A 21,377-nucleotide genomic window follows, 5' to 3' on the forward strand; every position below is an offset into this window, starting at 1 on the left:
CAACACCGGATAACACGCGTCGTAACCGGTGGGGCGCTCCTGCGTCGGCCCCTCACAGGCACCATGTGCCGTCAGCCGTGCACGGCCCCGTCGCTCAGGCCGGCACCCGCTGCAGTGCCTGAACGATGTCCTCGACCTTGGTCTTGGCGTCGCCGAAAAGCATCTGGGTGTTGTCCCGGAAGAAGAGCGGATTCTGAACTCCGGCGTAGCCGACGGCCATCGACCGCTTGAAGACGACGACGTTCCTCGCCTCCCACACCCGCAGCACCGGCATACCGGCGATCGGGCTGCCCGGGTCCTCCTCGGCGGCCGGGTTGACGGTGTCGTTGGCACCGATGACCAGGACGACGTCGGTAGCAGCCAGGTCGTCGTTGATCTCGTCCATCTCGAGGGCGATGTCGTAGGGCACCTTCGCCTCGGCGAGGAGCACGTTCATGTGGCCCGGGAGACGGCCTGCGACGGGGTGAATGCCGAAGCGGACGTCAACGCCCTTCTCGCGCAGGATGCGTGTGAGTTCGGCAACCGGGTACTGCGCCTGCGCGACCGCCATGCCGTAGCCCGGTGTGATGACGACACTGGAGGCGCTGTCCAGCAGCGAGGCGGTCTCCTCCGCCGTGATCTCGCGGTGCTCGCCGTGGTCGACGACGCCCGACGGACCGGCCTCGATACCGAAACCACCGGCGATGACCGAAAAGAAGGAGCGGTTCATCGCCTGGCACATGATGTACGACAAGTACGCACCGCTGGAGCCGACGAGCGCGCCGGTGACGATCAGCAGGTCGTTGTCGAGCAGGAAGCCCGAGGCCGCGGCCGCCCAGCCTGAATAGCTGTTGAGCATCGAGACAACGACCGGCATGTCGCCGCCGCCGATGGAGGCGACCAGATGCCAGCCGAAGAGCAGCGCGATCGCGGTGACCCCGATGATCGGCCACGGGGCCGGGACGGCCACGAAGTACACCGTCAGGCCGGCGAAGGCGAGCAGGGCCAGCAGGTTGAGCAGGTTCTTGCCAGGCAGCACGAGCGGGGCCGACTTGATCTTCGCGCTCAGCTTGAGGTAGGCGACGATCGAGCCGGTGAAGGTCACCGCGCCAATGAAGATGCCGATCAGGACCTCGGCGTGGTGGATACGCAGCAGGGATCCGTTGAAGGTCTCCAGGGTGCCGAGCTCGACCTCGAGGTACGACGCCCAGCCGACGAGGACCGCGGCGAGGCCGACGAAGGAGTGCAGCAGCGCGATGAGCTCCGGCATCCCGGTCATCTGCACGACGCGGGCCCGCCACAGGCCGAAGGCCGCGCCGACGACGACGGCGGCCACGAGGATCACCACGGCGCTGCCGCGCGCGGTCGAGTCGTGGAGGGATTGGCCGATGGTGGCGGCCAGGGCTATGGCCATGCCGACCACGCCGTAGGTCAGGCCCTGCTTGGCCGTTGCGTTCTTGGAGAGGCCCGCCAGGCTGAGGACGAACAGGAGGGCCGCGATCAGATAGGCGGCGGTCGCGATCGAGTCGACGGACACGTCAGGCACCCTTCGAGAACATGTTGAGCATGCGCCGGGTGACGGCGAAGCCACCGAAGATGTTGATGGATGCGAGCAAGGTGGCGATCCCCGCCAGGATCTGTATCGACAGATGGTCGATGCCGATCTGGATGAGCGCGCCGACGACGATGACTCCGGAGATCGCGTTGGTGACCGACATCAGCGGCGTGTGCAGTGCGTGGGCCACCTTGCCGATCACGTAGTAACCGATCACGACCGCCAGCGAGAGCACGGTGAAGTGCTGTGGAATCGGGGCCGGGGCGCAGGTGTTGATCAGGAAGAAGGCGGCCATGCCGACGAGGACGAGGCTGAGCTTCGCGCCGGCGGAGAGGGGCTTCTTCTCCTCCTTCGGCACTGCATCGACCGTAGGAGCCGCGGCAGGAGCCGCAGACACCTTCACGGGTGGCGGTGGCCACAGTTTCTCGCCTTCGCGTACGACGGTGATGCCGCGCTGCACCTCGTCCTCCAGGTCGAGGACGAGGTGACCGTCCTTGCCCGGGGTCAGCAGCTTCATGAGGTTGACCAGGTTGGTTCCGTACAGCTGGCTGGCCTGGGTGGGGAGGCGGCCGGCGAGGTCGGTGTAGCCGAGGATCGTGACGCCGCCCGCCGTGATGACCTTCTCACCGGCGACGCTTCCCTCGACGTTGCCACCCATGCCCGCCGCCATGTCGACGATGACACTGCCCGGCCGCATGGACGCCACGTCGGCGGCCGTGATCAGCCGGGGCGCCGGGCGGCCCTGCACCAGCGCGGTGGTGATGATGATGTCGACGTCAGCGGCCTGCTCCGAGTAGAGCTTGGCGGCGGCCTCGTTGTAGAGGTCGGACGTGGCCTTCGCGTAGCCGTCCGAGGACTGCTGTGCCGCCTCCGCCACCACGACGGGGAGGTACTCGCCGCCCAGCGACTTCACCTGGTCGCCGACCTCCGGGCGCGGGTCGGTGGCCCGCACGATCGCTCCCAGTGCCGACGCGGCGCCGATCGCCGCCAGGCCCGCGACGCCGGCTCCGGCGACCAGCACCTTGGCCGGCGGCACCTTGCCCGCGGCCGTCACCTGGCCGGTGAAGAATCGGGTGAACTCGTGGGCGGCCTCGACGACAGCGCGGTATCCGGCGATGTTGGCCATCGAGGAGAGGACGTCGAGTGACTGCGCGCGGCTGATGCGCGGCACAGTGTCCATCGCCAGCACCGTGATCTTGCGGGTGGCGAGCGCATCGACCAGTTCGGGGTTGACGGCTGGTGCCAGCGTCGAGACGAAGGTGGCACCGTCCTTCGGTGTGCCGACCTCCTCGGGCGACGGGCCGTTGACGCGCAGGACGACGTCGGCACCCCACGCCTCGTCGGCACAGCCGGTTCGGGCTCCGGCCTCGACGTACGCGACGTCGCTGAACAAAGAGAGATCACCTGCTCCGGCCTCGACCACGACCTCGTACCCGAGGCCCATCAGTTGTCTGACCGTCGTGGGGGTCGCTGCGACCCGGGTCTCCCCGGCCGGCTCGCGGGGCACTCCGATGAGCATCGTCAACTCCTACAGCATGGATGGTGCCGCGCCGGTGCGGGGCGGTCATGGCGAAGGTCTGGTGCCGGTCCGCTACACGGGCCGGCACCAGACCTGTTCAGGGATCAAGAGTCACGCGTGAGTAAGTAGAGGGTCAGGACGAGATCAGTACAAGAGGAGCGGGTTGATGAGGACGCCCGTCGACCGGTGGATCGCCGTCGGCGCGGCGACGAGCAGTCCCGTCGACGTGCCGGCCGCCTTCAGCGCGGCGGCGGCGGGACCGAGCAGGCAGTTGTCGACGAGGCAGAGTCCGATCGCGTAGATGAGGTTGTGCACCTCCAGCGAGCCACCCGGATTGTCACGCGCGTCGTGGAAGTCCCAGAGCACCAGGCCGGGGTTCTTCGAGGCGATCCACTTCGCGCCGTCCTCGCCGATACCGGGGCGGCGGACGGCCGCGGCCCCGCTCGGGTACACGTTGCCCGCGGCTTCGTAGCGGTCGCGGCCCTGGTAGATGATGAGCGCGTCGCCGGATTCGAGGGTGACGCCGGTCGCGACGAGGGCCGCGTTGAGCTCCGCGGCCGTGACCGGCTCCTCGGCGGTGATCCAGTCGACGCCGCGTACCGCCGCGACGTCGAGCAGCACACCGCGGGTGGCGATGCCGTGCTGCGCCCAGTTCACCATCGTGTCCTCGTCCGTCTCGGACGCCGAGACGGGGATCGGGCCGTGCCAGCTGCTGTCCGCGCCGATGTGCGCGAGTCCATCGAGGTGGGTGTTGTGGACACCGTGCGCGTCGTACCTGATGACGTCGCCGCCGTGCACATGGCGGCCGTAGATCCCGATCTGCACCTCGAGTTCGACGCTGCCGTGGCCGTCGCGGAGCTCTGATACGCCCAGTTTCTGCCAGTCGCGCTTCTCGGCCTCGGCCACCGCGCGGCCGTCGGCAAGGCGCCCGGGCCGGGTCTCCACCTCGCGCTCGAGCGAGGCGGCCCTGCCGAGCCTGACCTGGGCGACGCCGCGCAGGCGGGCGGCCTCGTCGATGAGCGCCACCGAACCGCGGCACTGCGCCCCTTCGAGGTGGCGCTCCTTCTCATGGGCGTCGGCGATCTCGCGCAGCCACAGGGCAAGCGGATCCGGACCGAGGTCGTCAGTCATCTTTGACTCCGTTTCTTCTCTCAGGATTCGTACCCGGGCCTCGTGAGGCCGGCGGCTCGCCCGGGTCCTCACCACCGCCCCTCTCGTGCGGGCGACGGCTTCCGTCTTAGGGTGGCGTCGCGCGTGTCATGACGAGTTGCCGTGTCGCTCGGTACGCATCCACGGGATGCGGCGCCCCGCACAACAGAACAAGAAGCCTCTACAACGCAATGGCTCGGATTCTGCTCTCGCCCGGATGAGCTGTCAACGGGCCGCCACGAGAGTCGCGCACCCATTTCTTAACGCGAGCTTAGTTCTTGACATGGTGCCCCAGTGAAGCCATCCTGTGCATGCCGCACAACAGTACGTTCGTTCGGTTCAATGGAACGGCTGAGGATCGGTCACGCCAACACCGCCGGTCCCGGAGAGCGACGACGCCTCCGGCTCATGAAGCCGGACCAGGGCGCACCACGATGAGAGGGGCGCGGATGAGTACCGCGGAGATGGACCCGACGGAGATCGACTACTTCACCGACGCCAAGGTCGCGGCGGACCCGGCGCCGTACTTCGACCACATGCTCGCCAACTGCCCGGTGTGGCGCGAGCCGAAGTACGGGGTCGTCATCGTCACCGGCTACGAGGAGGCGCTGCAGGTCTACCACCAGCCCGACGTCTACTCCTCGATCAACAGGACGGGCGGGCCGGTCCTCGACCTCCCCGTGGAGCTGGTCGGCGACGATCTGACGGAGATCCTGGAGCAGTACCGCGAGTACTTCCCCTCGAACGACCAGATGGTGACGTTCGATCCGCCCCTGCATACGGACCACCGCGCGCTCCTGATGGGTCTCATCACCCCGAAGCGCCTCAAGCAGAACGAGGAGTTCCTCCGGCGCACCGCGGACCACTTCCTGGATGAACTGCTGCCCAAGGGCAAGTGCGACTACATCTGGGACTACGCCAAGCGCTACGCGGTGCTCGCCGTGGCGGACCTCCTTGGGATCCCCGAGGCCGACCACCCGATGCTGATCGAACTGCTGGCCACCGAAACCCCGATGCTCGGCAATCTCAAGCTTCAGGTCGCTCATCACAATATCCTCGAGCGGCTCTACGGCTACTTCATCGAGAAGATCGAGGAGCGGCGGGCGAACCCGGGCGAGGACATCCTCACCGGGATGGCCCTCGCGACGTTCCCCGACGGCACACTTCCCGAGCCGATCCACGTTGCGCGCATCGCCTCGAACCTCTTCGCCGCCGGGCTGGAGACGACCGTCCAGCTACTCGGCGTCTCGCTCGCGCGCCTCGCCGAGGACCAGGACCTGCAGGGCCTGCTGCGCCGGGAGACCGCGCTCATCCCCAAGTTCATCGAGGAAGCACTGCGCATCGAGGCACCGATCAAGGGGTCGTTCCGGCTCACGAAGGTCCCGACCACGATCGGCGGTCTGGATCTCGCCCCCGGCACCGTGGTGCTGCTGCTGCATGGTGCCGCCGGACGCGACGCACGTGTCTTCGACAACCCCGCTGAATTCGACGTCCAGCGCCCCAACGCACGCCAGCACCTCGCCTTCGGCCGCGGCATCCACACCTGCCCCGGGGCGCCGCTGGCCCGCGCGGAGGCGGTGTACTCGCTCCAGCGGCTCCTGGAGCGTACGGAGAGCATCACTCTCTCCGACGAGCATCACGGGCCGGCCGGTGATCGCCGTTGGGACCTCATGGAGAGCTACAAGTTCCGCGGGCACACCCACTTGCACCTGGACTTCAGCGAGCGGCAGGCCGACTGATGGCTGACCGGATCACGGTCGATCGCGACCGTTGCATGGGGTCGGGGCAGTGCACCTTCTACGCGCCGAACACCTTCGACCTCGACGACCTGAGCATCGCCTTCGTCATGGATCCGCACGGTGACAGCGACGACAAGGTCGACATGGCGATCAACGTGTGCCCGACCCGATCCATCGCCCGCGCCACCGCCGCGGCAGACAACGGAGGAGTGCGATGACCGTCGAGACCGAGGCAACCGTCTCCGTACCGATCCCCGACCTGGAGAGCGACAGCCTGCTGGGCACCTTCCCCGAAGGCGAACGCCTCGTCGGATCGCGGTGCGACCGCTGCGGCCGGACGATGATCGGCGCGCGGGTGGTCTGCAGCTCCTGCGTGGGCCGCGAGATCTCCCGGGTCCCCCTCCCCACCACCGGGGTGCTGTATTCCTTCACTCGACTCCACGCCAAAGGCCAGGACGTGCGCCCCCTCGGCTACGTCGACCTCGACGGCGTCCGGACACTGGCCGACCTGCGCGAGAACTCCACACCGCTCCAGCCGGGCATGCGCGTCGAACTCGCTGTCGACGGCGGCCACTGGTTCTTCGTGCCCTTCTCCGGCGCCTGACGAGAGGACATCTCATGAGTGAAAATGTGTTCGTCGTCTCCGCGGCGATGATCCCGTTCGCCAAGCACCGGAGCTCGTCCTACGTGGGACTCGCGGTGCCACCGCTGATCGACGCCCTCCAGGGCGCGGGCATCCAGAAGTCCGACGTCGACGCCGTCTACGTCGGCCACTCCTACGGCGGCATGATGACCGGTCAGCGGATCACCAAGGAGATCGGCCTCGGCACGATCCCGACCGTGAACGTCGACAACGCCTGCTCCAGCGGCGCCACCGCCGTGCACGAGGCGTGGACGGCGATCTCCCAGGGCCTCATCGACGTGGCCGTCGTCATCGGGGTGGAGAAGCTCACTCAATTCGGCGGCGGAATGCTGCCGTTGTCCCCCGAGGACCGCGAGGTCAAGCAGGGCATCGTCATGCCCGCCGTCTACGCGATGCGCGCGACGCGCTACCTGTACGAGACCGAGGCCACCGCCGAGGACCTGGCACGGGTCAGTGTGAAGGCCCGCAAGCACGGCGCGCTGAACCCCTTCGCGCAGTTCCGCGAGGAGGTCACGGTGGAGCAGGTCCTCGCGGCGCGCCCCGTCGCCGACCCCCTCACCCTGCTGATGTGCTGCCCGACCGGGGACGGAGCGGCGGTCGTCGTCCTCGCGTCCGAACGCGCGCGCCAGCGCCTCGGCACGCCGCGCGGCATGCGCGTCGCCGCCTCGATCCTGCACTCGGGCCAGGTCGAGGAGGGGTTCCGTGACATGACGAAGCCGGAGATCACGTACGACTCCGCACGGGACGCGTACGCCCAGGCCGGCATCGGCCCGGAGGACCTCGACATGATCGAGCTCCACGACGCGTTCTCGATCGCGGAGCTCGTCTACTACGAGGCGTTCGGTCTGACCGAGAAGCAGAGCGCTGTGGCACTCCTGCGTGACGGCAGGACGACCTTCGGCGGCGACGTCGTGGTGAACCCCAGTGGCGGTCTCCTCGCCAAGGGGCACCCCGTCGGCGCGAGCGGCGTAGCGCAGATCACCGAGGCGTTCTGGCAGCTCACCGGGTATGCCGGGGCCCGGCAGATCGAGGGCGCCCGCACGGCGCTGACGCACGTCACCGGCGGCGGCACCGCCGGCCTCGACCACGGAGCATGCACCATCCACATTTTCGAGGCGGCATGACAACCACCGATCGCCCGCCCCTGGAGGGCCTGCGCGTCATCGATCTGACGACCTTCCTTTCCGGGCCCTCGGCCACCCAGCTCCTCGGTGACCTCGGCGCGGACGTCATCAAGGTCGAAGCGCTCGGCGGCGATTCGAGCCGGGCCATCGTCGGACCGACGGTCGACGGTGAAAGCGCCTACTACCTGGCCAACAACCGGAACAAGCGCAGCATCGCGATCGACCTGAAGTCACCGCGCGGGCTCGAGATAGCGCAGCGTCTGATCGCCGGTGCGGACGTCGTCATCGAGAACTTCCGGCCGGGTGTCACCACCCGGCTCGGTATCGATCCGCACGACGTTGTCGAGCGCCACCCCGCCCTCGTATGGGCGTCGATCAGCGGGTTCGGACAGAACGGGCCGCTGCGCGACCGGCCGGCCTACGACATGGTGGTCCAGGCACTCAGCGGTGTCATGAGCCTGACCGGACATCCTGGGGCCCCGGCCGCGCGGCTCGGGATTCCGGCCGGTGATGTCGTGGCGGGGCTGTACGCCGTGATCGGGATCCTGGCCGCCCTCGAAGCACGCCATGAGACGGGGAGGGGCCGGATCATCGACGTCTCGATGCTCCACGGCCAGCTCGCCATGCTCTCCTACCAGGCCCTGTACACCAACCTCAACGGAGTGGCTCCGGGGCCGCAGGGCGCGGCCCACGACTCGATCGCGACGTACCGCTCCTTCAGGGGCGGGGACGGCCGCGAGCTCGTGGTCACGGCCAACACGCCGCGTATGTGGCAGGGCTTGTGCCGGGTCCTCGGTGTCGACGAGCTGATCGACGACGAGCGCTTCCTCGACGCCGCCCGTCGGCTGCGGAACAAGGAAGAACTGTGGGCGATCCTGGAGGAGCGGTTCACGCAGCGGCCTGCCGCCGAGTGGGTCGACCTGCTCTCCGCCGAGTCCGTCCCCGCCGCCCCGGTGCGCAACGTCCTCGAAGCGCTCGCGGACGCACGGGCCGCAGCCGACGGAAGTCTCGTCATGGTGTGCGACGACGAAGCGGCCTTCGAGAACGTCTCGACCCCGATCCGCTTCGAGGGCACCGCGGATGTCGAATCCGCCTACCCGCCGGCGCTCGGCGAGAACACCGTCGACATCCTGGTCGACGAGCTGGGCGTGCCGGCGTCGGAAGTCGACGCGTTGATCGCTGATGGCGTCGTCGCCGCGAGCTCGGTCGGGGCTCCGGTCACGTAACCGCGGTGCCTACGGCCGCACGGTGGGGGTACGCCGTGCGGCCGTAGGCACCTCAGTGTGGGCCGAGCGGCTGCCAGGGCAGGGGCATTGTGTGATCCCGCCGCTGCCGGTCAACTGCTGGTGACGGTGGTGTGGGGCGGACTCGTCGACGTGGAGGCTGCAGACATCGGGGCGGGCGTGGTTGCCTGTGGCGTCGAGGTCGAAGCGGGCGCGAGCCCGGTCGTCGAGGTCAAGTCGGCGGTCAGGATGCCCTCGCCGTCGCCCAGTGGGTCGGCCTTCTCACGATCCCGCCCGCCCCGGCCATCCTTCCCACCCACCGTCTACGCCGACCCCTGGCATCAGGTGCGCAACAGGTTGCCGGTGGCGGCATCCCAGATCCGGATCACCGTGTCCTCCCCAGCAGAGGCGAACCAGGTGCCCTGCGAGCTGATTTCCACTGCGGACACTGCGCCTGTGTGCTCGGTGAGGGTACGCAATGGCTGGCCGCTTCCGGCGTCCCAAATCCGTAGCGGTTGCCGGAGGCGAACCAGGTGCCATCCGGACTGACTGCCAGTTCGCGGAATATGTCGGCCTGCTCCCAAGAAGAGCTGGGAAGTTGGGCTCCTGTGAGGCTCCATGTGCGCACCGTGTAGTCGCCTGCGCTTGCGAGCCAGGTGACGTCAGGGCTGATAGCCACGCCCAGCGCTATGCCGCCGTGGCCCCGGAGTGTCTGCTGGAGTTGGCCCGCGGAGGGGTCCCAGACGCGGACTGCACGATCTTGACATGCGGTGGCCCAGCCACTTGCCGTCAGCGCTGATTGCCACCGTGTTTACCTGATCGGTGGGCCCGCTGAGGGTGCGTGGCAGTTCTCCGGTGGACGCCTTACAGATTCGGACTGTTCCGTCCTTACCCCCGGTGGCGAGCCAGGCGCCGTCGCGGGGCTGACGGCCAATAAGTAGCCGCCGGAATCAACCGGCCGTCGACTCATACATCGCCGTCTACGTACGGCACGCCCTGCCCGCCGGCGCGTTTGTCCTCGACCACGTGACCTGCGGCATCGACATCCGGTCGCCGACGGCTCCGAAAAGTTCACGCCGCTCGGCGAACCAGACACCACCGAGCACCCCAAGGCCGGCAAGATCGCCCGCGTCACCGAGGACTCCACCCACGTCGCGTTCGTCCTCGAAACCCTGAACGCCACCCGCGACGGCCACCACCTCAAGGCCGCCGCAGCGGAGCTGCACGGGCTGCTCACCTGGCACAATCCAGCAGACTGCCGTGCACTACCTCAGCCCGGGCCAGCCCCTGGCAACCGTCTGAGGACCGGTCCCGGCGGCCAGCACCTGACACAGGCACAGGCACAGGAGGATGCCTCCGCAGATCCCCGTGAGTCCAAGCGAACGAGGCCACTGCGCCCGCACGGACGCCCGCCGAGGCGCCGGCTGCGACAACCCGGTCCGGCACACCTATGGGTGCCGAAGGAAGAACCCGATGGTTCTGTGCGGCGGCGACCTCCGCCTCCCCTCGAGCTCCCGGAGCTTCGTCTCTGGCTTCTCGTACGCCTGCCCCTGGAACGCGGCTTGCGGTTCTGCGGGCTCGGCTCGTCCGAGGCGGTGGCCTGACGGGCAGCGGCAAGTGGCCCGTGTGCGGGCACGTGCAGTGGCGGCCGGAGCCTCGTCTGAAACAACAAACCCGACGCTCGTGCGCCCCACCGTGGTGGGGCGCACGAGCGTCGGAGGTCGTCCGAAGAGTCAGTCCCGGCCTCTGACGGGGCGCGCCGGTAGGCGAAGACGCTGATCGCGGCGACGGCGACGTGCATGAGCAACAGGCCCAATGACCCCCTCCGCGTCGGCGTGCGGTTGGTAGTCGCTGACCAACGTGGGCAGGTCGGGACGAAGAAGACGACGACGGGAACGAGGATTTGCAGGAGTCTGTGGACGCCTGGGCGGCGGACGAATCAGCAGCGTTGGGCGGGGACAGAGTCGGCACGGGACGCGGCCGGCGTGGGAAGGGCTCAGGCTGCTGCCGGTCAGAATGCGTAAGGGCCGAAACGGCCCCAGGCCACGACGGCGGCCAGGACGAGGAGCACCAGGTTGGCTGGGATCGCCTGGGCCTCCCTACGCCGGGAATGCAGCACGGCCGCGCCGAGCATGATGACCACCAGGCCGACAGCGGCGCAGCCTACGAGCACCGGTGCGACATCGAACGCCGCGGGGAGGATCAGACCGAGCGCCCCGAGAACTTCCAGAGCGCCGATCGTCCGGACCGCTCCCCCCGGGGTGTCCTCCGCCCAGGCCATACCCGCGCTGGCCAGCTTCTCCGTCGGCTGGCTCAGCTTCATCGCACCGGCTGCGAGAAAGACCGCCGCAAGGACGCTCGCAGTGATCCACAAGGTGATGTTCATCAGGGGCTCTCCTCATCGATGAATTGAAATTTCAATTGGGGCCGCCACGTGAGCACCAAATCGACCACCCATCTCCGCCCCGACACCACCATCGGAGCATGAGCAGGACGGCGATCGGTCAGCCTGATTCGTTGACCTCGTGAAGCGGGTTTCCAACAAGAGGCAGAGCACCTGCAAAGTGCGTCTGCCCCCCAGTGAGAGCGAGGACTGTCGAAGTCCTCGCTCGCACCACGGTCGGATGCACTGCGCAGGATGCCGCGACATCGCAGGCGTTCACGCCGGACGGGGACTGCCTCGCGGATGCGGGGCTTCCGCGGGCCAAGCCGGCCGTGTGCGGGCCGCTCCGTCGGGGCGCTCATACTGCCTGGGGCTCCAAGGCGGGGGAGGTGTCGGTGGTTGTGCGCGGAGCCGGGCGGATGAGCAGTGCGGCGATCAGAGCCACGACACAGCAACCCCCCATGATGGCGAACACCTGCAGGAAGGCGCTCTCGGTGCTGAATTGGGTGCCAGGAACGAGGGACGTGCTGAGCACCAGCGTGCCGACCGATGTGCCCACTCCGGCGAAGGCCGTGCGGGCGACCGTGTTGACGCCGGTGGCCTCGCTGGTGTTCTCCGCCGGGACACACTCGACGACGAGGTTCGGCGTCGACGACAGCATGAACGACGTGGCCATCGTCAGGAACACCGAGGAGATGATCACTCCCACGAGGCTGTTGTGCAGCAGGACGAGCGCGAGCGCGTTGATCACGCCGAGCACACTGCCGATCATCAGAGCTCGCCTGGATCCCGTGCGGGCGGAGATCCGGCCGCTGACGGGCGCGAGCAGGAAACCGATGATCGCGGTGCCGAAGGCGAGCGCCCCGGAGACACTGGCGCTGAGACCGAGACCCACGGGAGCGCTCGTCGGGGATTGCTTGATGATGTGGAGAAGGAATCCGGTGATGCCCAGCGGGCCGATCGCGATAGCCATCGTCGCGATCGTGGTCAGCGCGAGTTTCCGGTTGGCGAACAACCGAATGTTGATCATGGGGCTGTCGACACGCAGCTCCCACCAGGCCCAGACGGCGAGCAGCAGGACGCCGGCCAGGATCGTGCCGATCGTCCGACCGTCCTGCCAGGTCCACGTGCCGGACTTGGTGATGCCGAACAGCACCAGGGCGATGGCCGGTGCGAACAGCACGCCACCGAGCCAGTCGATGCGCTCCACCTTGGCGAGGACGGTCGACCGGGGAAGCAGCGGACAGGCGGCTGCGGAGAGCACCGCGACCACGACGGTGGTGATGAAGATGTACCGCCACCCCAGGGTGTCGATCAGCGCTCCGGAGACGAGGGCGCCACTCGCCCCGCCAAGCAGGGCAGCACCCGCGATCCAGGCGATCGCCACCGGTACCTGCTTCTTCGGGAGGCTCTCCCGCGCGAGACCGAAGCACAACGGGAGGATGCCGCCGGAGACCCCCTGGATCGCCCGGCCGATGATGACTCCGGTGAGGGTGCCCGTGGAGATGCTGACGATCGACCCCACGGCCGAGATGAGCAGCAGGGTGATGATCAGGTTGCGGCGGCCGTAGATGTCGCCGAGCCGGCCGCACACCGCCGCGGATGCCGCGGCGACCAGCGCGAACGCCGTCAGTACCCAGCTGGCGTCAGCAGGGGTGGTGTGGAATGTGGTGATGATCCGTGGGAGGGCGGTGACCAGCATCGTCGATTCGAGCGAGCTGACGATGTCCGCGAAGAGCAGGACCGCGATGATGAGTGGGACGGGGCGTGCTGGACGGACGATGCCATCGGCTTCTTCGGACGTGAAGTCGCCGGTGACTTCTTTGGATCGGGACATCTTGTCTCTCTCGGGTAGGTGTGATCGACGGATCGTCTCGTCGTGGGCAGAGGTCCACGAGCGCCGGACATGACCCGGACACCGAGTTGCGGGGATTCAAAAACTCAGGCACTGCGACGGCCGTCCCGGACGAGCCCAGGGCTCTCCGGCTCGGCGGGGGATCGAGGGATGGTACGAGCGCCCCCCTCAGACGGCTTCCACAACCGCGGTGGCAGCCTGCGGCCGCGCGCCGGCCCCCTTGAGCGAGCCTCGGCGGATCAACCAGGCGGCCACCAGGGCGGCCGCGGTGGCGATCGCGACCATCAAGAACAGCTGGTTGTACCCGGCGCGCGTGCTGAACGAGGTACCGGGCACGAGGTGGCGGGAGAGCAGAACTGTGCCGATGGACGTGCCGACAGCCGCGAACGCGGTCTGCGTGACCATGTAGACACCGGACGCCTCGCTGGTGTTGGCCTCCGGGACCCCTTCAACGACCAAGTTCGGGAGCGCACTCAGCAGGAAGCCCGTCGCTCCGGTCAGAACGATCTGCGAGACGAGGAAGCCTGCGACGGTGCCGAGCAGCAGCGTCGACAAGAGGGCCGCCGCGATGCCCAGGATCGTGCCGATGATGAGGGCGTTGTACGAGCGCCCGTTGCGGGAGACCCGGCCGCTGAGCGGGGAGAGCGCGAACCCGATGAGGCCGATCCCGAAGGACATGGCGCCGGCGGTTCCCGCGCTCAGTCCGAGGCCGACGGGCGCCGACTCCGGTGATTGCCAGACCAGTTGACCGACGAAGCCCGAGACGCCCAGCGTGCCGACGGAGACGAGCGCGGTCGCGACCAGCATCAGACCGAGCTTGCGGTTGAGGAAGAACCGGATGTTGATGAGCGGCTCGTCGACGCGGAGCTCCCACACGATCCACAGAGCCAGGACCGCGAGGCCGCCCACGACGAATCCGATGGTCTTGCCGTTCGACCAGCCCCACGAGCCGCTCTCGTGTATCCCGTAGAGGACGAGGGCGATGCCGGGGGCGAACAGGATGCCGCCGAACCAGTCGACGCGACCCAGCCGTGCCTTGACGGTCTGGCCGGGCAGGAAGAAGGCGCCGACGGCGCCGACGGCCGCCACGACCATGGCGACCACGAAGACGTACTGCCAGCCCCAGGCGTCGACGATGTTGCCGGCGATGATATTGCCGGACGCACCGCCCCACATGGCGGCACCGGCGACGGTGGCCACCGCCACCGGCAGGTTCTTGCGCGGCACGGTCTCACGGAGAATGCCGACACACAGCGGGACCAGGCCGCCCGCGAGACCCTGGATCGACCGCCCGGCAACGAGCCAGCCCAGGCTGTCCGACGCGAGGCTGACGATCGAGCCGATGAGCGATGTGAGCAGCACGACGATGAGCACGTTGCGGCGTCCGTACGCGTCGCCGAGCCGGCCGCTGATTGCTGCGGAAATGGCACCGACGAGCATGAAGCCGGTGAGGACCCAGCCGGCACCACTGGGGGTGGTCTTGAACTGCTCGATGATGTCCGGCAGGGCCGTATACATCATCGTCGCTTCGAAGGAGCTCACGATCGCGGCGAAGATCAGGATCACGACGATGAGCGCGACAGGGCGATCAGGACGCGGATCGGCTTCCGGTCCGGTGGTGAGTGGCATCGTGGCTTCTTTCGTCTGGCATCCGGGCGTTGCCGAAGTCCGGCCGCGGAATGCGCGTGGGGTGGGGCTTCTCGCCGTGGACGTAGGACTGTCTGCCGCTGCCCACTGTTTCGTTGTAGAGAACGCATGCTCTATACAACGCGAGAGTGTGATCCGCCCCATAGGCGCTGTCAAGGAGTCAGTCCAGCACAGTTTTAAGCCTTCGTGCTTGACAAGCAGGAAAGGGCAGCCTGATGCTGAGCACGCTTGCTAAGACAACGTCCGTTCTTTTGGACGAAACACGCGTGTTTCCCACGGGAGTCGACCGTGGGCCGGAAACGGAGGGCTTGATGTCCAGCCACGTCAGCATCGATCGGGCAGGGGGAGCACCCGGATCCGCCGAGCGCGACCTTCCCGTGCCGCTCCGTCATCCGGACCGCCTCTACATCGACGGCCGATGGGTGTCACCGGCGGAGGCCTCGGCTTTCGACATCATCGACCCCGCGACGGAGGAGCTCTACTACCGCGCCGCCGAGGCCGGCGCGGCCGACATGTCCCAGGCCGTCGACGCCGCTCGTCGCGCTTTCGACCGGACCGACTGGCCGTTGCTCGCTCCGGCCGAGCGGGCCGAGTGGCTGCGCAGGATCGCCGACGGTCTGCGCCGCCGGGCGGTCGACGCGAGCCGGCTGTGGACCCGTCAGGTGGGTGTCCTCTATTCCATGTCAGCCGCCTCGATCGAGCGCGTGGGTGCGCATTACGACTACTACGCGGACCTCGCCGCGGACTTCCCCTTCGAGGTCCGCCACGACACCGTGCAGGGTGCCTTCGGCGCGGTCGTCCGCGAGCCGGTCGGTGTCGTGGCGGCGATCGTCGCCTGGAACACACCGATGTCGCTGCTGGCCTACAAGGTGGCGCCCGCCCTGCTTGCGGGGTGCACAGTGGTCGTCAAGGCGCCGCCGGAGGCTCCTGGCGAGGCCTACGTCCTCGCCGAGATCGCCGAGGAGATCGGTCTTCCGGCGGGCGTACTGAACGTCGTCGTCGCCGACCGTGAGGTCTCCGAGCAGCTCGTACGCGATCCGCGGGTGGACAAGGTCGCTTTCACCGGCTCCAGCGCCGTGGGACGGCGCATAGCAGGGATCTGCGGTGAGCGCATGGCCCGCTACACCCTCGAGCTGGGCGGCAAGTCGCCCGCGGTGATCCTGGACGACTACGACATCGCGACGGCGGCCAAAACGCTCGCCGAGGCGGAGTGCACCCTCAACGGACAGGTGTGCTCGTCCCTGACCCGCATCATCATCAGCCGTCACCGCCACGACGAATTCGCCGAGGCGCTCGGCACGTTCTTCGGCGAGGTCCGCATCGGCGACCCGTTCGATCCCGCCGCGCAGCTCGGGCCGCTCGCCATGGAGCGCCAGCGGGACCGCGTGGAGAGCTACATCGCGAAGGGCGTGGCCGAAGGCGCGAGGCTCGTCACCGGCGGTGGCCGCCCTGACGGATTCGCCACCGGCTACTACGTCGAGCCGACTGTCTTCGCCGGCGTGGACAACCAGTCGACGATCGCCCAGGAAGAGATCTTCGGCCCCGTACTCAGTGTCATCCCCGCCGACGACGAGGAGCACGCGGTCGAACTCGCCAACGAGACGGTCTTCGGGCTCAACGCGACGGTCTTCACCAACGACGCCGACCGTGCTCACCACGTCGCCCGCCGCATTCGCGCGGGCACGGTCGGGCACAACGGCTACCGGACCGACCCCCGGATGGGTTTCGGCGGGTTCAAGCAGTCGGGTGTCGGCCGCGAAGGCGGATCCGACGGCCTGCTGCCCTACCTGGAGGCGAAGACCGTGATTCTGAACGGCACGCCGACAAGCCGGGCCTGACACAGGCGGCGCCGCGCCACTTCACGCGGCACCCGTTCACGCGGTACCGCAGCCGGCGCCGTTACCACAGCAATTGTTCGCATCGACGACCCAGGAGTGACCCATGTCGGGACGAGTCGAGGGCAAGGTCGCCTTCATCACCGGAGCAGCCCGAGGTCAGGGCCGCCGCCACGCCGTTCGCTTGGCCGAGGAAGGGGCGAACATCATCGCTGTTGACCTTCTGGAAGACATCGAGACAGCCCCGTATCCGCTGGCCAACAAGGCGGACCTCGACGAGACGGTCCGCCAGGTCGAAGCCCTCGGCCGGCGCATCATCGCCAAGCAGGCGGACGTACGCGAGCTGCGGCAACTGCAAGCGGTCGTGGACCAAGGGGTGGAGGAACTCGGCGGGCTCGACATCGTCGTGGCCCAGGCGGGAATCCTCACTATGGGCTCGGACACCCCGCAGGCCTTCATCGACGTCGTCCAGGTCAACCTCGTCGGAGTGATCAACACCGTCACCGCCGCCGCGCCGCACCTTCAGAGCGGTGCGTCAGTGATCCTCACCGGTTCGACCGCGGCGCTGCTGGCCGGCTCCGTCGACATCACGGGTGCGGGTGGGCTCGGCTACGCCCATTCCAAGCGGCACGTCGCCCGGCTCGGCCACGACCTCGCGCGCGTCTACGCGGGTCAGCAGATTCGCGTCAACGTCATCCACCCGACGAACGTCGAGACCGGGATGATGGACAACGAGTTCATGTACCACGCGTTCCGACCCGACCTGGACAACCCGACGCGTGAGGAGATGATTCCTTCGCTGGCTGCCAAGTCGCCGATGAACATGCCGTGGCTGTCGCCCGACGACGTCGCCGAGGCAGTGCTCTACTTCGCGTCCGACGCCTCGAGGTGGGTCACCGGTCAGCAGCTGAAGCTGGACGGCGGGCAGCTGCTTCCCGTCGGAAACGCGGGCGTACCCGCCTGATCCCACTGCACTGTGTGGCAGCAACGCCTGTGCGTTGAGGACGTGGCCGCGAGCCGGCGGTCGGCGGCGGTGACATCGCCCGGCCGATTCCCGGCTCGCCCCCTCCGCCTTCATGAGCATGGTGGTCCGTGATCCGGTGAGGACCTGGTGAACGATCACCTGCCGTCGGCCGCGGTGACATCCGCGTCGTCGACGCGTTCCTCGACGAGCGGAAAGTGGCACGCCGCGAACTGCCCTGACGCCACCTCCCTCATCTGAGGCTCCTGCTGGACGCAGCGATCCGCGGCCCGTGGGCAGCGGGTCCGGAATCTGCATCCGGAGGGGGGTGCGAGCGGCGAAGGGACGTCGCCCGCCAGGGCGGGGCCGGCGAATCCCCGGTCCGGGTCGGTGAGAGGGACCGAGTCGAGCAAGGCCCGTGTGTAGGGGTGGGCCGGGCGGTCGTAGACCTGTACCGCGTCGCCGAACTCACAGACCTTGCCCAGGTACATGACCAGAACGTTGTCGCTGACGGAGCGGACGACACCGAGATCGTGCGCGATGAAGACGACGGTGAGGTCGTGGGCGGCCTTCAACTCCTCGATGAGGTTGAGGATCTGCGCCTGGACCGAGACATCGAGCGCGGACACCGGTTCGTCACAGATCAGCAGGCGCGGGGCGACTGCCAGCGCGCGCGCGATCGCGACACGCTGGGCCTGACCGCCCGACAGCTGACGTGGCAGCAGATCCTTGAACCTCTTGTCACCGAGGCCGACCTGGGCGAGGACGGCCTCCGACACCACAGACCGTTCCGTGGCCGGGGCACCGGCCACGGACAGCCCTTCGACGACGAGATCCCGGACCGGGCGGCGCGGATTGAGAGAGGCGACCGGATCCTGGAAGATCATCTGCAGCTGGCGGCGCAGCGTGCGCAGATGACGTTCGCCGGCTGCCTCGATGCGCTGACCGGCAAAGCAGATCCGCCCGGCGGCAGGGCGGTCCAGGCGCAGGACCGCGCGTCCGGTCGTCGACTTGCCGCAGCCCGACTCGCCGACCAGCCCCAGCGTCTCGCCCGGCAGCACGTCGAAACTCACCCCGGACACCGCCCGCACGACGGCGCCGCGACGCCCGGCCGGATACTCGACAACCAGGTCCTCGACGCTGAGCAGCGCCTTGTCGCCGCGCAGGTGCGCGGTTCCGCTACCGGCCATGGGGGACACCTCCGAGAGCGACGACGGGGTGGGCACAGGCGACATGGTGTCCGGGCCGCACGTCCGTCAGGTGCGCGCCGAGCGTCGTACAGTCCTCCTCCGCGTACCCGCATCGTGGTGCGAAGCGGCAGCCGGCCGGTGGGCGCGTGGGGTCGGGGAGCGATCCCGGTATCAGTTGCAGGGGGGTGTGGCGTTCGTGCGCGAGCGTGGGGGTGGAGTCCAGCAGGGCCCGGGTGTAGCGGTGGTGCGGCACCTCGAAGACCGCCCGCGTGGGGCCCGTCTCCGCGATCCGGCCCGCGTACATCACGGCGACCCGGTCGGTGCGTCCCGCGACCACGGCCAGGTCGTGGCTGATCAGGATCAGCGCCATGCCGCGCTCGCGCTGGATGCGCCGCAGCAGGTCCAGGATCTGGCGCTGTACGGTCACGTCGAGAGCAGTGGTGGGCTCGTCGGCGATCAGCAGGTCCGGCTCGCACGCCAGCGCCGTAGCGATCACGACGCGTTGGCGCATGCCGCCGGAGAGTTCGTGCGGGTAGGCGCGCAGCCGCCGCTCCGGGTCCGGCACGCCGACCTCGTCCAGCAGGCCGAGCGCACGGGTGCGGGCCTCGGCACGGCTCACCCCCAGTTGTCGGCGCATGCCTTCGGTGAGCTGGCGTTCCACGCGGACAACCGGGTTGAGGGAGCGGCCGGGATCCTGGAACACCAGGGCGATCCGCGTGCCCCAGATCCGGGAGCGTTCCCTGCGGGACAGGGACAGCAGGTCGCGGCCTTGGAAGAGAACCTCGCCCGAGCTCGCCGCGGTCCGCGGCAGCAGCCCCATGACGGCGCGGGCGAGGACCGACTTACCGGAGCCCGACTCCCCCACCACGCCCAGGGCCTCGGCAGGTTCGAGCCGCAGCGAGACGTCGTCGACGGCTCGTACGGTGCCGCGCGGGGTGGCGATGTGGGTGCGCAGGTTCCGCACCTCCAGCACGGGTCCGCCCGGTGTCACCGCTGGATCCACAGTTCTTCCGGCAGCAGCGACCCGCCGCCGTACTGCACCACGCCGTGGACGTTCTTTCCGGTGATGACGGCCGGCGCCGCGCGCGTGTAGAAAACCACCGGGGTGAGCGCGGCAAGACGCTCCTGCACTGTCCGGTACGCCTCCTTCCGCTCGGCCTCATCGGTGGCCCTGCGTCCCTGCAGGAGGGCGTCATTGAGCTGCTTGTCGTCGATGCCGGACATGTTCCTGCTCGAGCCCCCCTGGAAGGTGCCGAGCAGCCGGACCTCGGGGTCGGCGAAGAGTGCGGAGCTGACAACCATGTCGAAGTCGAACTTGGTGCGCAGGGCCGCGTTGTCGGCGTAGTCGATGACCTTGATGGCGACCTTGACGTTCTTGAACTGGCTCAGCTGCGTCTGAACGTTCTCGGCGACGACCCGGTTGTCGGAGGAGGGGAACGTCTTGAAGGTGAACGACACCGGTTTGCCCTCGGCGGCGAGTTCGTCGAAGAGTTTCTGTGCCTTCGCCTTGTCGGGACGCGCCAGCTCGATGTCCTCGTAGAAGGGTGAGGTCTTGTCGAAGAGCGTGCCGGCCGCCTTGCCGGTGCCGTTGAAGGCGCTCTGGTTCATCACCTTCATGTCGAGGGCTGCGGTGATCGCCTGACGGGCGCGGATGTCGTCGAAGGGCGCGCGGCGGGTGTTCATGGTCATCGACAGGCCGCCGTTGAGCGGCACGACGGTGGTGGGCAGTTGGGCGGTCTTCGCCTTGGCGAGGTTCTCCCAGCCGCTCTCGATGGCGACGTCGGCGCCGCCGGTGGTCATAGTGTCGAGACGCTGCTTGCCGTCCAGAGCGGTGCGCACGGTGATGGTGTCGAGATACGGCTTGGGCTTGGCGTAGTACCGGGTGTTCCGCGCCAGCACGACCGAGTCCTGGCGTGCCCATTTCGTGAGCGTGTACGGACCGGCTCCGACCGGCTTCGCGTCGAAGGCCTTGCGGCCCGCCTTCAGCGCCGTCGGGGAGGCGATCCAGTTCAGGCCTGTCAAGATCACCGCCTGGGCGTACTGCGGGATCGCCTCCTTCAGAGTGACCTTCAGAGTGACCGGGTCCACCACGGTCGTCGAGGCGATCAGCGACGCCTCGGGGAAGGCGAAGGCGCCCGTGGCCGGGGCCTTGAGGCGGTCCCAGTTGAACTTCACGGCGGTGGCGTCCAGCGGGGTGCCGTCGGAGAAGGTCAGCCCGCTGCGGAGTTTCAGCTCGAACGTTCTGCCTCCGTCCTTCGTGGCGAACGACATGGCCATCTTGTAGCGGACCTCGCCCGTGGCGACGTCGTTGACTATGAGCGTTCCGTACAGGGCGTTGCCGATGAAAGCGTTGACGGCCCACTCGTTGGCCAGCGACGCCGGGTCCATGCCGGCCTGTTCGCTCAGCTGCAGGACGAGGGCGCTGCCGCCGGAGACGGGTTTGCCCACGGTGGTGGACCCGTTCGACGTATTTCCGGAGCCACCCCCGTCGCATGCCGAAAGGATGAGTGCGGCGGCGGCGCATGCCGCGGCCAGGGAGAGAGAGCGCCTTGTGCGGATCATCGTCGACCCTTCG

At 68.3% G+C, this 21,377-nt stretch carries 19 protein-coding genes and 2 pseudogenes; 9 read left to right on the forward strand and 12 right to left on the reverse strand.

Annotation, left to right across the window (positions count from 1 at the left end; translation table 11 throughout):
• Positions 1–94: 94 nt before the first annotated feature.
• Together pntB and ACFWBQ_RS27360 are read right to left on the reverse strand one after the other, a co-directional pair.
• Positions 95–1,516, reverse strand: a complete 1,422-nt coding sequence (gene pntB / locus ACFWBQ_RS27355) for a Re/Si-specific NAD(P)(+) transhydrogenase subunit beta (protein ID WP_385500475.1) — start codon at positions 1,514–1,516, stop codon at positions 95–97.
• 1 nt (position 1,517) lies between these two features.
• Positions 1,518–3,053: a Re/Si-specific NAD(P)(+) transhydrogenase subunit alpha gene (locus ACFWBQ_RS27360; RefSeq protein ID WP_385500485.1), complete on the reverse strand. Its 1,536-nt coding sequence runs from the start codon at positions 3,051–3,053 to the stop codon at positions 1,518–1,520.
• On the opposite strand from ACFWBQ_RS27360, the gene ACFWBQ_RS27365 reads away from it, so the two are divergent.
• A complete protein-coding gene (locus ACFWBQ_RS27365; protein WP_385500487.1) occupies positions 3,046–3,174 on the forward strand; it encodes a hypothetical protein in 129 nt (42 codons plus the stop codon). The genes ACFWBQ_RS27360 and ACFWBQ_RS27365 overlap by 8 nt on opposite strands.
• A 23-nt stretch (positions 3,175–3,197) precedes the next feature.
• On the opposite strand, the gene ACFWBQ_RS27370 is transcribed toward ACFWBQ_RS27365, so the two are convergent.
• Entirely contained in the window at positions 3,198–4,184 is a 987-nt protein-coding gene (locus ACFWBQ_RS27370; RefSeq protein ID WP_385500495.1) for a cyclase family protein, read from the reverse strand.
• Positions 4,185–4,651: 467 nt separating this feature from the next.
• Here ACFWBQ_RS27370 and ACFWBQ_RS27375 point away from each other — a divergent pair, with 467 nt between their 5' ends.
• The 5 genes from ACFWBQ_RS27375 to ACFWBQ_RS27395 are packed head-to-tail and all read left to right on the forward strand — an operon-like array spanning position 4,652 to position 8,934.
• Entirely contained in the window at positions 4,652–5,941 is a 1,290-nt protein-coding gene (locus ACFWBQ_RS27375) for a cytochrome P450 (protein WP_385500498.1), read from the forward strand.
• Positions 5,941–6,159, forward strand: a complete 219-nt coding sequence (locus tag ACFWBQ_RS27380) for a ferredoxin (RefSeq protein WP_385500505.1) — start codon at positions 5,941–5,943, stop codon at positions 6,157–6,159. Before ACFWBQ_RS27375 ends, ACFWBQ_RS27380 begins: the two co-directional genes overlap by 1 nt.
• A complete protein-coding gene (locus tag ACFWBQ_RS27385; RefSeq protein WP_385500510.1) occupies positions 6,156–6,545 on the forward strand; it encodes a Zn-ribbon domain-containing OB-fold protein in 390 nt (129 codons plus the stop codon). The genes ACFWBQ_RS27380 and ACFWBQ_RS27385 overlap by 4 nt, the downstream gene beginning before the upstream one ends.
• 14 nt (positions 6,546–6,559) lie before the next feature.
• Entirely contained in the window at positions 6,560–7,708 is a 1,149-nt protein-coding gene (locus ACFWBQ_RS27390; RefSeq protein ID WP_385500517.1) for a thiolase family protein, read from the forward strand.
• Entirely contained in the window at positions 7,705–8,934 is a 1,230-nt protein-coding gene (locus ACFWBQ_RS27395; RefSeq protein WP_385500525.1) for a CaiB/BaiF CoA transferase family protein, read from the forward strand. The genes ACFWBQ_RS27390 and ACFWBQ_RS27395 overlap by 4 nt, the downstream gene beginning before the upstream one ends.
• 338 nt (positions 8,935–9,272) lie before the next feature.
• Here the strand turns inward: ACFWBQ_RS27395 and ACFWBQ_RS27400 are convergent, their stop codons facing one another.
• From ACFWBQ_RS27400 to ACFWBQ_RS27410, 3 genes and pseudogenes are all read right to left on the reverse strand, one after another.
• Complete coding sequence (locus tag ACFWBQ_RS27400; protein WP_385500533.1) at positions 9,273–9,551, reverse strand: WD40 repeat domain-containing protein; 279 nt, start codon at positions 9,549–9,551, stop codon at positions 9,273–9,275.
• Positions 9,545–9,610, reverse strand: a pseudogene (locus tag ACFWBQ_RS27405) (hypothetical protein); the annotation flags it as partial. The pseudogene ACFWBQ_RS27405 and the gene ACFWBQ_RS27400, both read right to left, overlap by 7 nt.
• Entirely contained in the window at positions 9,594–9,866 is a 273-nt protein-coding gene (locus ACFWBQ_RS27410; RefSeq protein ID WP_385501102.1) for a WD40 repeat domain-containing protein, read from the reverse strand. The pseudogene ACFWBQ_RS27405 and the gene ACFWBQ_RS27410, both read right to left, overlap by 17 nt.
• Before the next feature lie 10 nt (positions 9,867–9,876).
• On the opposite strand from ACFWBQ_RS27410, the pseudogene ACFWBQ_RS27415 reads away from it, so the two are divergent.
• Positions 9,877–10,233 (forward strand): annotated as a pseudogene (locus ACFWBQ_RS27415) (hypothetical protein); the annotation flags it as partial.
• A gap of 709 nt (positions 10,234–10,942) precedes the next feature.
• On the opposite strand, the gene ACFWBQ_RS27420 reads toward ACFWBQ_RS27415, so the two are convergent.
• The 3 genes from ACFWBQ_RS27420 to ACFWBQ_RS27430 all read right to left on the reverse strand — a co-directional run bounded on the left by ACFWBQ_RS27420 (position 10,943) and on the right by ACFWBQ_RS27430 (position 14,798).
• The gene (locus ACFWBQ_RS27420) at positions 10,943–11,317 is read right to left on the reverse strand and encodes a DoxX family protein (protein WP_385500539.1); all 375 of its coding nucleotides are present in this window, start codon (positions 11,315–11,317) and stop codon (positions 10,943–10,945) included.
• A 355-nt stretch (positions 11,318–11,672) separates the two neighbouring features.
• Positions 11,673–13,151, reverse strand: coding sequence for an MFS transporter (locus ACFWBQ_RS27425; protein WP_385500552.1), 1,479 nt, complete (start codon positions 13,149–13,151; stop codon positions 11,673–11,675).
• Between the two features lie 186 nt (positions 13,152–13,337).
• Positions 13,338–14,798: an MFS transporter gene (locus ACFWBQ_RS27430; RefSeq protein WP_385500558.1), complete on the reverse strand. Its 1,461-nt coding sequence runs from the start codon at positions 14,796–14,798 to the stop codon at positions 13,338–13,340.
• A gap of 329 nt (positions 14,799–15,127) precedes the next feature.
• Here ACFWBQ_RS27430 and ACFWBQ_RS27435 point away from each other — a divergent pair, with 329 nt between their 5' ends.
• Complete coding sequence (locus tag ACFWBQ_RS27435) at positions 15,128–16,654, forward strand: aldehyde dehydrogenase (protein WP_385500567.1); 1,527 nt, start codon at positions 15,128–15,130, stop codon at positions 16,652–16,654.
• Between the two features lie 103 nt (positions 16,655–16,757).
• The gene (locus tag ACFWBQ_RS27440; protein ID WP_385500574.1) at positions 16,758–17,615 is read left to right on the forward strand and encodes a mycofactocin-coupled SDR family oxidoreductase; all 858 of its coding nucleotides are present in this window, start codon (positions 16,758–16,760) and stop codon (positions 17,613–17,615) included.
• A 155-nt stretch (positions 17,616–17,770) separates the two neighbouring features.
• Here the strand turns inward: ACFWBQ_RS27440 and ACFWBQ_RS27445 are convergent, their stop codons facing one another.
• Genes ACFWBQ_RS27445 through ACFWBQ_RS27455 form a run of 3 tightly spaced genes read right to left on the reverse strand, consistent with a single transcriptional unit; the run spans position 17,771 to position 21,364 of the window.
• Entirely contained in the window at positions 17,771–18,802 is a 1,032-nt protein-coding gene (locus ACFWBQ_RS27445; RefSeq protein WP_385500580.1) for an ABC transporter ATP-binding protein, read from the reverse strand.
• Positions 18,792–19,793: an ABC transporter ATP-binding protein gene (locus ACFWBQ_RS27450; RefSeq protein WP_385500586.1), complete on the reverse strand. Its 1,002-nt coding sequence runs from the start codon at positions 19,791–19,793 to the stop codon at positions 18,792–18,794. The genes ACFWBQ_RS27445 and ACFWBQ_RS27450 overlap by 11 nt, the downstream gene beginning before the upstream one ends.
• Complete coding sequence (locus ACFWBQ_RS27455) at positions 19,790–21,364, reverse strand: ABC transporter substrate-binding protein (protein ID WP_385500589.1); 1,575 nt, start codon at positions 21,362–21,364, stop codon at positions 19,790–19,792. Before ACFWBQ_RS27455 ends, ACFWBQ_RS27450 begins: the two co-directional genes overlap by 4 nt.
• Between the last annotated feature and the right edge of the window lie 13 nt (positions 21,365–21,377).

The organism is Streptomyces sp. NPDC060035, from assembly GCF_042736635.1.
Lineage (GTDB): Bacteria > Actinomycetota > Actinomycetes > Streptomycetales > Streptomycetaceae > Streptomyces.

What these genes read in the sequence shown, in the direction of transcription:
- ACFWBQ_RS27400 (WP_385500533.1), bottom strand. Translation starts at nt 9,551, where the DNA reads ATGGAGCCTCACAGGAGCCCAACTTCCCAGCTCTTCTTGGGAGCAGGC.
- ACFWBQ_RS27440 (WP_385500574.1), top strand. Translation starts at nt 16,758, where the DNA reads ATGTCGGGACGAGTCGAGGGCAAGGTCGCCTTCATCACCGGAGCAGCC.
- ACFWBQ_RS27360 (WP_385500485.1), bottom strand. Translation starts at nt 3,053, where the DNA reads ATGCTCATCGGAGTGCCCCGCGAGCCGGCCGGGGAGACCCGGGTCGCA.
- ACFWBQ_RS27365 (WP_385500487.1), top strand. Translation starts at nt 3,046, where the DNA reads ATGAGCATCGTCAACTCCTACAGCATGGATGGTGCCGCGCCGGTGCGG.
- ACFWBQ_RS27435 (WP_385500567.1), top strand. Translation starts at nt 15,128, where the DNA reads ATGTCCAGCCACGTCAGCATCGATCGGGCAGGGGGAGCACCCGGATCC.
- ACFWBQ_RS27375 (WP_385500498.1), top strand. Translation starts at nt 4,652, where the DNA reads ATGAGTACCGCGGAGATGGACCCGACGGAGATCGACTACTTCACCGAC.
- ACFWBQ_RS27425 (WP_385500552.1), bottom strand. Translation starts at nt 13,151, where the DNA reads ATGTCCCGATCCAAAGAAGTCACCGGCGACTTCACGTCCGAAGAAGCC.
- ACFWBQ_RS27420 (WP_385500539.1), bottom strand. Translation starts at nt 11,317, where the DNA reads ATGAACATCACCTTGTGGATCACTGCGAGCGTCCTTGCGGCGGTCTTT.
- ACFWBQ_RS27370 (WP_385500495.1), bottom strand. Translation starts at nt 4,184, where the DNA reads ATGACTGACGACCTCGGTCCGGATCCGCTTGCCCTGTGGCTGCGCGAG.
- ACFWBQ_RS27455 (WP_385500589.1), bottom strand. Translation starts at nt 21,364, where the DNA reads ATGATCCGCACAAGGCGCTCTCTCTCCCTGGCCGCGGCATGCGCCGCC.
- ACFWBQ_RS27430 (WP_385500558.1), bottom strand. Translation starts at nt 14,798, where the DNA reads ATGCCACTCACCACCGGACCGGAAGCCGATCCGCGTCCTGATCGCCCT.
- ACFWBQ_RS27445 (WP_385500580.1), bottom strand. Translation starts at nt 18,802, where the DNA reads ATGGCCGGTAGCGGAACCGCGCACCTGCGCGGCGACAAGGCGCTGCTC.
- ACFWBQ_RS27395 (WP_385500525.1), top strand. Translation starts at nt 7,705, where the DNA reads ATGACAACCACCGATCGCCCGCCCCTGGAGGGCCTGCGCGTCATCGAT.
- ACFWBQ_RS27385 (WP_385500510.1), top strand. Translation starts at nt 6,156, where the DNA reads ATGACCGTCGAGACCGAGGCAACCGTCTCCGTACCGATCCCCGACCTG.
- ACFWBQ_RS27390 (WP_385500517.1), top strand. Translation starts at nt 6,560, where the DNA reads ATGAGTGAAAATGTGTTCGTCGTCTCCGCGGCGATGATCCCGTTCGCC.
- ACFWBQ_RS27380 (WP_385500505.1), top strand. Translation starts at nt 5,941, where the DNA reads ATGGCTGACCGGATCACGGTCGATCGCGACCGTTGCATGGGGTCGGGG.